Below are 12,536 nucleotides of genomic sequence, written 5' to 3'. Positions count from 1 at the left end.
GACTCCAGGCCGGGGTTGTCGAAATCGCGGAAGACATAACCGTTACGTTCGTGCAGCGGGCGGTGCGAATAGTCTTTGTCGAAGACGGTGTCGGCGAGCCCGCCGACCTCCCTGACCACGGGCACCGTGCCGTAGCGCAGCGCGATCAGCTGGGTCAGTCCGCAGGGTTCAAAACGACTCGGCACCAGCATCAGGTCTGCTCCGGCATAGATGAGGTGCGAGAGATCTTCGTCGAAACCGATCTCCAGGTGACAGTCGGGGCTGTCGTTGAGCATCCGTTTGAGGCCCCAGAAATCGCCGTTGATGCGCTCATCCGGACTGGATCCGAGCAGCACGAACTGGGCGCCGCGCTCCAGTGTGTAAAAGATGGCGTGACGCACCAGGTCCAGTCCCTTTTGCGGGTCGAGTCGGCCGATGAACGCGACGATCGGCTTCTCGTTGTCGGCGAGCATCAGGCGATGACGCAAGGCGCGCTTGTTGTCGTACTTCCCGTCGATGTTCTCGACGCTGTAGCGCACCGGGATTTGATGGTCGATTTCGGGGTTCCAGATGTCGTAGTCGATGCCGTTGACCACGCCGCCGTACTTGGCCTGGTGGATGTGCAGCGTCGGCTCGAGCGCGAAGCCTTGACCTTGGTCTTTGGTCTCGAAGGCATAGCGCGGCGAGACCGTGGTGATGAAATTGGAATAGACGATCCCGGCCTTGAGTAGATTCAGTGCCTTGGGGTAGGTGTTGTCGGCCATGCGGTCCTGGTTGAAGAAGCGTTCCGGTCGATGCAGGCCGGTTGCGTGCAGGATCTCCACGCCCGTGACTCCTTGATGGGCGAAGTTGTGGATGGTCAGACAGACCCGCGGATGGGTCATCCCGAGCGGCTGATAGAACTCGTAGAGGAAGACCGGGACCAAGGCGGTCTGCCAGTCGTGCACATGGATGACGTCCGGATGCTTGCCTGCCTTCCAGAGAAACTCCATCGCGGCACGCGAGAAGAAGGCATAGCGCAGGACGTCGTCCTTGAAGCCGTAGATGCTGCCGCGGTTGAAGAAGTTGTCCGGCGAGTGCGGCTCGATGAAGAAGCACTTGCGCCCGTGCACGAAGCCGAAGAAGACCGTGCAGTGGATGGCGCCGTCGTACCAGGGGACCCAGAGGTCCTTGTAGACCTCATGCATCTCGAAGATCTGGTCATGCCGCAGGGTCGCGTACATCGGCAGGATGATCTCGACATGATTGCCGCGGATCGCCAGCTCGCGGCTCAGACCGAAGACCACGTCGGCCAGTCCGCCGACCTTGGCGACCGAGGCCAGCTCGGGCGTGATATGGACGATGAATAGGCTCGGGCGCGCGGGCGCGGGCGGAGGCGGCGAGGGAGCCGGTGCCGGGATCGGCTCGGGCTCTGGTGGATGCTGGTACTCCGGCTCCGGCTCGACCACCGGTCGGGGTGGTGTTGCCGATGGTTTCTCGTGCGCCGGCTCAGGGAATGGCTCCGGCTCCGTCGGGTGCTTGGACGCCGGCTCCGGGTCGCGCGTCGGACGGGGTCGCGTCGGGGGGGGTGCCGGAGATTCCGCGGGCGTCGAATTGCGGGTCGGCGAAGTCGCTTCCTTAGACTCGGGCTTAGCCTCGGTCTTGGCTTTGGGTTCGGGGGGCACCTTGCCGCCTGCAGCCGGTTCGCCCGGCGGACGTGTTGCAGCCGGCGTCGGCACGGAATTGGTTGGAGGCTGAGGGGCAGAGGCGCTTTTCGGAGGAATCTGTGGCGAGCTCGCGGGAGCGAACGTCTCGGTCTCGGGTGCCTTGCTCTCGGGCGTGCCTGCCGGGGGCGATACGCCCTGATCCGGCACCGACGAGCCCGATCTTACCGCGGTGCCCCCTGCCTCGCCTGCAGGCAGTGGGGGACGGCTCGTCGTTGCGGACTCGGCGGTGTGCTTGGTTGCGCCGCGGCGTGCGGCATCACTTTTTTTCGATCCGGTTGGCTTGGATCCAGTCGGCTTTTTCGCCATGCCTGATTTCTTCCTGCAGCGGTGTTCGTTCCGGGTACGACTCAGCGATCGATGCCTAGTGTACCCCGGGCGTCGCGCCCCGGCGTCCTTGGACGGGTGATCGCGGGCACCGACGCAAGGGTCTCGCTCGCAGGTCGCGCGCGACTCGGCCCACCCAGCCCGGAGCGAGTCAATCCGAAGCGAGTCAGTCTCCCTCGGCCGGGTCGTCGTGCGGCGGGCCGCTGCCGTAACGGTGAATCGCGGCGCGATAAAAGCGACCGCTGTCCTTGATCAGGCGTTGCCGATCGACGGGGTCGACGCGGACCAAGCCGAAGCGCTTCGCGTAGCCGTAGCTCCACTCGAAATTATCCAGCAGCGACCAGGCGAAATAGCCGCGCAGATCGACGCCTCGGCGCAGCGCACGGGAGGTCGCGCGTAAATGGCTGCGCAGATAGGCGACGCGCCGCCGGTCGTGGAGACGCCCCGCGACCGGCGGCGGGTCGTCGAAGGCAGACCCGTTCTCCGTGATGTAGATCGGCGGGTTGCCGTATCGTCCCTGGACCCAGGTAAGGATATCGGTCAGCCCCTGCGGGTAGACCTCCCAATCCATCGCCGTGTGCGGGCGCGTGTCTTGGCGTTCGCGGCGGGCACCGACCGGCTGCTCGGTCGGATCCGCACACACGACCGAGCGCGAGTAATAGTTCACGCCGATGAAGTCAGGCGGAGCGCGCAGGGCGTCCAGCTCGCTTGCCCGGTACTCGGGCCAAGCCGTTCCGAAGATGGTGTCCATCTCCGCGGGGTAGCGGCCGAAGAAGGCCGGGTCGAGAAACCAGCGATTGATGAAGGCGTCGCGGCGTGCGGTCGCGGCAATGTCGTCCGCCGATGGGCTCGCCGGATACTGCGGCTCGAGGTTCACGGCGAGCCCGATGCGCTCGATCCCCTCGGCACGGCCGCCTGCCGAGGCCGCAGCATGGGCGCGCAGCAGGTTGTGCGCGACGATCGGCGCTTCGTGCAGGCTGCGATGCCCGGGTGCCAGGTCGCCGTAGAGATAGCCACCTGCCGTGATGACCCAGGGTTCGTTCAGGGTGATCCAGAGGCGGACCCGGTCCCCGAGGGCGCGATACAGGATCTGTGCATAGTCCGCGAACCAGTTCGGACTCGCGTCGCTCGCCCAACCCCCGCGCGCGTCGAGCGCCTCGGGGAGATCCCAATGGTAGAGGGTGAGCATGGGCTCGATCCCCCGCTCCAGCAACGCATCGACCAGGTGTCGGTAGAAATCCAGGCCCGACTGATTCACCCGCCCGGTGCCCTCGGGGAGGACGCGCGCCCAGGCTACGCTGAAGCGATAGGCGTTGAGACCGAGCGACGCCATCAAGGCGACATCCTCGCGCCAGCGCCGATAGTGGTCGCAGGCGAGATCCCCGGTGTCGCCGTTCAAGGTACGACCGGGCGTGTGGGCGAAGCGATGCCAGATGCTCGGCCCCGCCCCGTCGGCGAGCGGAGAGCCCTCGATCTGGTAGGCAGAGGTCGCCGCGCCCCACAGGAAGCCGCTTGGTGGCGACTCGGTCGGCAGCTCGCGTGTCTGTTCACTCATGTCTGTGCACTCCAGGTCCCATCCTCGGCGACCAGCAGCACCTCGTCGTAGGCGGCGGGATCGTCGTCTTCGTCGCCGAGCGTGATGTAGGTCACCCCGCGGTCGCGCAGCATCCCGAGCAGCTCGTCGATCTGGCATTCGCTCAGGGCCCGGGTCGGGTGGTCGAGCATAACGAAGGCGGGCTCGGCGAGGATCACCCGCGCGAACGCGAGTAGCTGCTGCTCGCCGAGGGAGAGCAGCTCGTTCCAGTTGCGCTCCAGGTCAAGCCCGCCAGCCCGAGCGAGCGCGGGTTCGAGCTTGAGTGCCTGCAAGTTCGCGAGGATACGCTCGTCGGTGAAGGAGCCGTTGGCGTCGGTCGGCGTGACCAGCTGCCGCAGCGTCCCGGGCGGCAGATAGGGCCGCTCGGGGAGAAACATGAGCGCGCGATCGTTGGGGCGCAGGATTCGCCCTTCGCCGGCGTCCCAAAGCCCGGCGGTCGCGCGGAACAGGGCCGTTTTGGCCGACTCGTTCGGCGCGATGATCAAAAGGCGTCTCCCGCGCGGGACCGAGACGGACAACGCCTTGACCAGATCGCGCCCGCTGCGCGGCGAGCGCAGCGTCAGCGCGTCGAATGCCACGCGGTCGCCGTCGTTGCGGATCTCGATGTTCGAGGCCCGCGGGGTTTCGTCGTCGCCCATCGCCTCGCGCAGCCCCGCCAGACGGGCGATCACGGCCGTGTAGGCCGAGATCGACTGAAACTGGGTGACGATCAGCGAGAAGGCGCCGAGCAGGTGGGCGAAGGCGATCGCGGACTGGGCGATGACCCCGAATTGGGCCTCCCCCTTGATGAACAAGGGGGCGACGACCAAGGCCGGGATGATCTGGATCATGTAGTTATAGCCGGTGGTGAAGAATCCGAGGTTGCGGTTCACCAGGATGATGCGTTGAAAGTTCGCCGTCAGATCGGTGAGGCGCTCGAGCAGCTGGTACTTCAGTCTGGCCTCGCGTCGCAGGAGGGCGATGGAGTCGGCGTTTTCGCGGACATGGATCAGGCGAGAGCGAAAGTTGGCCTCTTTGTCGAGCTGATCGTAATTCAGACGGATCAGAGGCTTGCCTAGAAGCACCGTCATGAATGAGCCCAGCGCAGCATAGGAGACGGCGACGACGAACAAGAGCGGGCTGATGCTCCACATGACACCCGAGAAGGCGATCACCGTAAAGCTCGCGTTGAGCAAGAGGAGCACGAAGGAGAGCGTCGTGGCGGTGAGGTAGCGGATATCCTCGCTGATGCGTTGATCCGGGTTAGCGAGATCCCCGGTATCGTGCAGGCGAAAGTAGGTCCGGTTGTCCAGGTAACGATCCACCGCCCTCGCGGTGAGCCAGTTGCGCCAGACCAGACCCAGGCGCTCCTCGCTGTAGCGAAAATAGACCGCGACCATGGTCGAGAGCGCGAACACGCCGACGTAGAGGAGGGCGAAGTGGGTGAAGCCGCCCATGTCCTTGTTCTCGATCGCCGTCATGAAATCCCGGCCGACATAGCTGTTGACCACATTCAAGCCGTTGATGCCGAACAGAAGCAGGATCAACAAGGCGAACAGCAGCTTGGCCTTGCCGCCGACCTCCGAGCGCGCCAGCATGGCGAGCATTTCGAGGAAGCGATTCCAGGTCGTGCGGCTGATGGTTGTGCGCAGTGCAATCATGGTGGAGCCGGGCCTTCGAGATCGAGGAAGCGAGTGCCGGCGGAGCGCACGACGAGCCGTCCGGCTACCCTGGCCCAACGTCGCGGATGACGCTGGCCGGGCGCGAGTATAGCCTTACGCCCTGACCGGTTGCGTGACCGGTTGCGCGGGAGTCATCGACTCGGTCCTGCGCACCCTCAAATCGACGCCGATCAACGGCCAGCTGCGGGATCCACAGCCCATGACGATCGAGATATTGGATGACTTCGTCGACCCCTCGCGTTGGCAGGCATACGCGTCGGGACGGGCGCAGCTTCGGCTGCTGTCCGACACCGGTCCCGACGGATCGGCACTGCGGCTTGACTTCGACTTCAAGGGCGGTGGCGGCTTCGTCGTGGCCCGGCGCCCGGCAACGCTCGTGCTGCCGCCGGCCTACTGTCTTCGGCTCGCCGTCCGCGGTGCGATGCCGCCCAATCAATTCGAGCTGAAGCTGGTCGATCCGGGCGGGACCAACGTCTGGCGCTACCAGCGGCAGATGCTCGAATCCGACGGCGACTGGCACCTCCTCGAGATCCCGAGCCGACTGATCGACTTCGCCTGGGGACCGGCCGGCGGCGGTGTGGCACGCGCGATCGGTGCGATCGAGATCGCGATCGTCGCCGGCTCGGGTGGGCGAGGCCATCTGTGCATCGCCGACCTTCGTCTGGAGGACCGCACGCCCCCCTGGCCGCCCGAGCTCGAGGCATCGGCCGCCCTGCCGGGACATCCGGCTGCGGCTGTCCTCGAGGCCGGATCCGCGACCGACTGGCGTGCCGGCTGCGGCTGCGGGGAGGCATTGCTCACCCTGGATTTTCGCCGCGAAAGCGAGTACGGCGGATTGATCCTGCACTGGAACGACCCCGCGCCCCGCCCGGCGAGCGACCCGCAATGCGAGCGCGCCTTCCGCGTGCAGGCATCGAACGACGGGGAGGATTGGCGCCTGCTCTACACCGCTGCACGTGCCGGCGGCGCCTGCAGCTTCGTCGGTTTGCCGAACGGATCCTCGCGCTATCTGCGGCTTGCGCTCGATCCGATGCCCGACGGCGTCTATCCGGCACTCGGATCCATCGAGCTTCAGCCCGATGCCTTTTCGCGCACTCCGAACGAGCTCTTCCATCATGTGGCCGAGCGCGCGCCGCGCGGGCGCTATCCGCGGTGGCTCTATCGCGAGCAAACCTACTGGACGGCGGTGGATATTCCCGACGGGGGGATTCCGGCCCTGCTCAACGAGGACGGCTTGATCGAGGTCGGCCCCGCCGCGGGCAGAGGTGCGGGCTGGACGCTCGAGCCCTTCCTCTTCGTCGACGAGGGTCTGCTCGGCTGGGCCGAGCTGGCGCCGATACCGGCTTTGCAGCAGGGCGGTCCGGAGCAGAGCGAGCTGCCGATCCCCTCGGTGACCGGGGCAGGGGCCGGTTTGGTCCTCGCGACCACTGTCTTTGCGGCCGGCGCTCTCGGACAGCGGGTGCTCTTTGCTCGGTATCGTCTGGAGAATCGGCGCGACACCCCGGTCGCGGCCACACTCTTCGTCGCGGTGCGCCCTTTCCAGGTCTCGCCGCCGTGGCAGGGCTATGCCGACATCGGCGGCGTGAGTTCGATCGATCGGCTTGCCTATCGCGTTGGCCGGGTTTGGGTGAACGACGAGATTCTGGTCCCGCTGAGCGCGCCGAGCGGATTCGGCGCGGTGACCTTCGATCAGGGAGCGATCACCGATCGGCTCGCCCTCGGTCGGCTCCCGCCGGACCAAGCGGCGGACGACCCGCTCGGCTTTGCCTCGGGCGCGCTGCGGTTCGATCGGGTGCTTCCGCCCGGCGGGGTCGAGGAGGTCGTGATCGCGATCCCCTTCGCCCGGGACGGCGCGGGGCCGGACGCGGAGGCGCTGCGTCTCGGGCACGGGCTCGATGCGAACGCCGGATTCGCCGAGGCAGTGCGCGACTGGTCGCGGCGGCTCGGCGCCGTTGCCTTCACGCTTCCGCCTTCGGCCCGCATCCTCGCGGCCACCGCCAAGACGGCGCTGGCCCACATCCTGATCAACCGCGACGGACCCGCCTTTCAACCCGGGCCGCGTCGCTACACCCGGTCCTGGATCCGCGACGGTGCGGTCATGTCCGCCGCGCTGCTGCGCATGGGCTGCCGGAGCGAATCGGCGGACTTTATTCGCTGGTATGCAGGGTTTCAGACCGAGGCCGGCGAGGTGCCCTGCTGCGTTGACCACACCGGCCCGGATTGGCTGCCCGAGCACGACAGTCTCGGCGAATTCATCTTCGCCGTCGCCGAGCCGGTGCGCTTCACCGGCGATCGGCAGCTCGCGGCGGATCTCTGGCCTGCGGTGCGTCGCGCCGTCGCCTATCTGGAGCAGCTGCGCGCGGGTCGGTTGACCGATGCGGAGCGCACGCCCGAGCGCCGTGCCTGTTTCGGTCTTCTGCCCGAGTCGGTAAGCCACGAGGGGTATCTCGCCCAGCCGGTGCACGCCTACTGGGACGATCTCTGGGCGGTGCGCGGGCTCAAGGATGCCGCCTGGCTTGCCGAGATCCTCGGCGAGGATGACGAGCATGTGCGTCTGACTGCGCTGTGCGAGGATTTTCGCAGCACCCTCTACGCCTCGATCGAGCTGACCATGTCCGAGCGCGGGATCGACTTCATCCCCGGCTCGGTGGAATGGGCCGACCCCGACCCGACCGCCATCGCGGTGGCCTTGACCCTGATCGACGAAGGTGACCACCTCCCCGAGGCAGCCTTGCGGCGAACCTTCGAGGAGCTTCTGAATCGCTTTCGCGCCATGCATGAGCAAGGCGTGGACTGGACCAACTACAGCCCCTACGAGGTCCGCGCGGTCGGGGCCCTCATCCGACTCGGGCGCCGCCGCGAGGCCCATGAGGTTCTGCGTGTACTCCTGGCCGATCTGCGCCCGCCGGCCTGGCATCAGTGGCCCGAGATCATCTGGCGTGATCCGCGCGCGCCCGGTCATCAGGGCGACCTGCCGCATGCCTGGATCAGCGCCGAGTATGTCCTGGTCTTTCGCGACTTGTTCGCCTACGAGCGCGAGGCGGACGGGTCGCTCGTGATCTGTGCCGGGATTCCACTCGACTGGTTGGATGAAGGCCCGGTGAGCGTGACCGGGCTGCCGACCTGGTATGGCCGGCTGGACCTGCATCTCGGGCACGGGGTGGGGGAGACCCTCGAGCTGAATCTCGCGGGACTCGACCGGATGCCGGAGGGCGGGATCCGCTTCGCTCCCCCGCTCGATCTCGCGTCGCGCTCGGTCACCGTGAACGGCGCGCCGACAGACGAGGTCACGGCGGCCGAGTTGGTGATCCGGGCCTTGCCGGCGCGCGTCGTCGTGAGCTGATCCGCGTCTGCGCCGACCGAATTTGTCTTTTAACCGCGTCCAGAGCGACATGCGACATTTGCGTTTTGCGTTTGGCTTTGGAGATGTCCTCGATCTCGGTGGGACGCGGTTTAAAATTTAATATTTTTTCATAGGCTTAGATTGCGCCTGTCAGGAACCTCAACGATGGATACCGATCGCTACAACCGACCGCAGGTTGCGCCTCCCGTCGAGTATCGGCTCTCGAACGGACGCTATGCGGTGTCGTTTTCGGAGGTCGGCAGCGGTGTCTCCTCATGGCACTGGATCGGCCTGACCCGCGGGCGGGCGGATCCCGTGATCGACGACCTGGGCTCGGTTCTGTATCTGCGCGATCTCGAGACCGGACGTTTTTGGTCCGCGGGCTATCAGCCGACCCGCGTCCCGGCGCCGCTCTACCGCTGTCGCGCGATCGGCGAGGGTCCGGAGGCACGCGTCGAGCTCGAACGCGAGACCGAGGAGTTGTTCACCCGTCTCACCCTCGGCGTCGAGGCCGCGTGCGATCTGGAGTGTCGTCGTCTGAGCCTTCAGAATCGATCCGTGCGTGCGCGGCGCATCGAGGTGACCAGCTATCTGGAGGTCGTCTTGAACGACCCGAACGCGGACGCTGCACACCCGGCCTTCAGCAAGCTGTTCGTCCAGACCGAACGCGACACCGCATCCGGCGCCCTCTTGGCCCGACGCCGGCCGCGCGCCGCCGAGGAGCGTTGGCCCTGGCTGGTCCACGCCGTTGCGGGTGCGGATCCGTTGGAATGGGAGACCGACCGTCGGCGCTTCCTCGGGCGCGGGGGCAGCCCGCACGCCCCGGCGGCCTTGATCGGCACGGATCCCCTGTCCGGTGCGCTCGGCAGTGTTCTGGATCCGATCCTCGCCCTACGCGTCGTCGTCGAGCTGCCGCCCGAAGGAGAAGACGAGATCCTCTTCCTGACCGGGGCAGCGGAGGGCCGCGAGGCGGCCTTGGATCTGATCCGACCCTTTCGAGACAGGCGTGACGTCCCGTCCCCGGCACGGCGGGCGCTGCAGCCTCCCGAGTCGGCAACGACGACGCTGCCGCCGAGCGCCGACACGGATGCGATCGACCGGGGCGGAGAGGTCCTGCAATGCTTTAACGGCCACGGAGGATTCTCGCCGGATGGCCGTGTCTATGTGATCCGCCTGCCTTGGGGCGGGAACGCGCTGCACCGCCCGCCTCAGCCCTGGATCAACGTGGTCGCGAACGAGCGCGCCGGGTTCCTGGTCAGCGAGACGGGCGCGGGCTACACCTGGTGTCGCAACAGCCAGGCCAATCGGCTCACCCCTTGGTTCAACGACCCGGTCGGCGATCCGCACGGCGAGGCACTCTATCTGCGCGACGAGACCGAGGCTGATTCGGAAACGGTTGCGCGGGACTGTGAAGTCTGGTCGCCCCTGCCGGGCCCGCGCCCGGCGCCGGTCGCCTACGAGGTCCGCCACGGTTTCGGCTATTCCGAGTTTCGTAGCGATTACAAGGATCTGGTACAAGAGGTCACGCTCTTCGTGCCGCGTCGCAACCCGGTTCGCATCCTGCGCCTGCGGCTGACCCATCGCGGGACGCACCCGCGCACACTCTCGACCTTCTCGTATCAGCATCTAGTGCTGGGCAGTCAGCCGAGCGCGCCGGGGGCGATCGAGACCGCGTTCGATCCCGAGCGCGACATTCTGCGTGCAGTCAATCCGGCCGCGGGCGACTTCGCCGGTGCGATCATCTTCGCCGCGACCCTGGTCACGAGCGGTCGGGTCGAGCCGGTCGGGTTCAGCTGCGATCGCGCCGCATTCATCGGCCGTCACCGCGATCTTGTCTCGCCGGCGGCCGTCCTCTGCGGCGCCGATCTCCGCGGTGCCGCCAGTTGCCTTGCCGTCGGCTCCGGATTGGACCCCTGTTTCGCGCAGCAATCGAGGATCCATCTTGACCCCGGCGAAACGGCGGAATGCGTCTTCCTGCTCGGGGAGTGTCTCGACGAAGCGGAGCTGGACGCCCTGCTCGCACGCTATCGCCGTGCGAATGCGGTCGTCGACGCCCTGGCCGAGGTGACGGGATTCTGGACCGATCTGACCGATGCGCTCCGGGTCGAGACGCCGAGCCCGGCGATCGATCTCATGCTCAACGGCTGGCTGACCTACCAGAACCTGGCCTGCCGCCAATGGGCACGCTCGGCCCTGTATCAGTCCGGCGGAGCCTTCGGCTATCGCGATCAGTTGCAGGATGCCTCCGCCTTGGTCGGCCTGCGCCCGGATCTGACCCGCGCTCAGATCCTGCTGCATGCCGCCCATCAGTTCAGCGAGGGCGACGTGCTGCACTGGTGGCATCCCGCGCCTCTGGAGTGGGGGCTGCGCACCCGCTTCTCGGACGATTTGCTCTGGCTGCCCTTCGTGACGGCCGATTACATCCGCACGACGGGCGACACGGGGATTCTGGACGAGTCCGTCCCTTTTCTGACGGCGCCGCTGCTCGCGCCGGGCGAGGACGAGGTCTACCTTCGGCCCGAAGACAGCGGCGAGTCGGCCGATCTCTACGCGCATTGCTGTCGGGCGATCGACCGCTCGCTCACGCGCGGCTCACACGGTCTGCCGCTGATGGGCACGGGTGATTGGAACGACGGGATGAATCGCGTCGGGCGTCTCGGGCGCGGGGAGAGCGTCTGGATGGGCTTCTTCCTGTATCGCATCCTCGAGGATGTCCTGCCCATCTGCGAACGGCGCGGAGACGCCGCGCGCGTCGCCGCCTACGAAGCCTATCGCGACGTGCTGGTTCCTGCGCTCGAAGACGCCGGGTGGGACGGGGCCTGGTATCGCCGCGCCTACGACGACGACGGCATTCCGCTCGGCTCGCATACCAACAGCGAATGTCGGATCGATGCGCTTGCGCAGGCCTGGTCCGTGCTCTCGGGTGCGGTCGATCGCACCCGAGCCGAGCAGGCGATGGCCGCCCTGCACTCCGAGCTGGTCGACGAGGACCGGGGTCTCATCCGTCTGCTCACGCCGCCCTTCGTCGACACGCTGCAGGATCCGGGCTACATCAAGGGCTATGTGGCGGGCGTGCGCGAGAACGGCGGCCAGTACACCCACGCGGCCTGTTGGGCCGTGATGGCTCTTGCCGAGCTCGGTCACACCGAGCGTGCGGCCCCGTTGCTTGAACGTCTCACTCCGGTCTGGCACACCAGTACACCCGAGCGGTTGGCTGGCTACGGGCTCGAGCCCTATGTGGTGGCGGCCGACATCTACGGCGCAGCACCGCATGTCGGGCGCGGCGGCTGGAGCTGGTATACAGGTTCAGCCGGTTGGCTCTATCGGGCGGCGCTCGAGTCGGTGCTCGGGCTGCGGGTCGAGGCGGGGCGCACGCTGATCATCCGGCCCTGTATCCCGAGCGATTGGCCCGGATTTCGGATCCTCTACCGCCTCCCCGACGGGGCGACGCGTTGTGACATCCGGGTCGAGAATCCGCACGCAGGCGCCGAGGTCGTCGTTGCTCGCCTGAACGGACAGGATGCGCTGCTTTCGGCGGGAACCGCGCGGATTACCCTGCCGACCCACGCAGGGCTCTATCGCATCGAGATCGAGTTGGGACGGCCAACCGCCGATGGCGGCGATTTCGGTGCATGATCGGAGCGTCGAGTACCCGTCGCGGCCTCTTTCCGAGGGGGCTTCACGCGGACCTGAGGCTCACATAAGATATGTGTGTATATTGACCTGCTTGATGGCGGTGGAGAAGGAGCCGGAGTCGCTTCGGATCGATACCGCGTCGCACGCCAGGGTCATCCTCATCTTCGCGGTGCTCACCGCGGGTCGGCCGATCGGTCGGCGCCGCGGCGGCCGTGCGTCGACGGCGAGTCCGCGGCGAGCGATCCGAATCCATCCTCGACGATCCCGATGCACGGTCGCGGCCGAGAACCGAG

Annotated in this window: 5 protein-coding genes; 2 read left to right on the top strand and 3 right to left on the bottom strand. The window is 66.9% G+C overall.

Going from position 1 to position 12,536, the window contains the following annotated elements; genetic code table 11:
- The 3 genes from glgA to GPT33_RS03915 form a co-directional block, all read right to left on the bottom strand.
- Positions 1–1,991: glycogen synthase GlgA (gene glgA / locus GPT33_RS03925; RefSeq protein ID WP_296806026.1), on the bottom strand; the 1,991-nt coding region annotated here is incomplete at its 3' end.
- A 184-nt stretch (positions 1,992–2,175) separates the two neighbouring features.
- Complete coding sequence (locus GPT33_RS03920) at positions 2,176–3,564, bottom strand: GH1 family beta-glucosidase (protein WP_296806025.1); 1,389 nt, start codon at positions 3,562–3,564, stop codon at positions 2,176–2,178.
- Positions 3,561–5,243, bottom strand: a complete 1,683-nt coding sequence (locus GPT33_RS03915) for an ABC transporter transmembrane domain-containing protein (RefSeq protein ID WP_296806024.1) — start codon at positions 5,241–5,243, stop codon at positions 3,561–3,563. Before GPT33_RS03915 ends, GPT33_RS03920 begins: the two co-directional genes overlap by 4 nt.
- 220 nt (positions 5,244–5,463) lie before the next feature.
- Between GPT33_RS03915 and GPT33_RS03910 the strand changes: the two genes are divergently transcribed.
- Both GPT33_RS03910 and GPT33_RS03905 read left to right on the top strand, forming a co-directional pair.
- Positions 5,464–8,607 (top strand): hypothetical protein, encoded by a 3,144-nt coding sequence (locus GPT33_RS03910; RefSeq protein ID WP_296806023.1) that lies wholly within the window; start codon positions 5,464–5,466, stop codon positions 8,605–8,607.
- A 165-nt stretch (positions 8,608–8,772) separates the two neighbouring features.
- Positions 8,773–12,243: a glycosyl transferase gene (locus GPT33_RS03905; protein ID WP_296806021.1), complete on the top strand. Its 3,471-nt coding sequence runs from the start codon at positions 8,773–8,775 to the stop codon at positions 12,241–12,243.
- The last annotated feature ends 293 nt before the right edge of the window (positions 12,244–12,536 follow it).

The organism is Thiocapsa sp., from assembly GCF_011390875.1.
GTDB lineage: Bacteria > Pseudomonadota > Gammaproteobacteria > Chromatiales > Chromatiaceae > Thiocapsa.
This window is presented reverse-complemented; position numbering and strand designations above follow the sequence as displayed.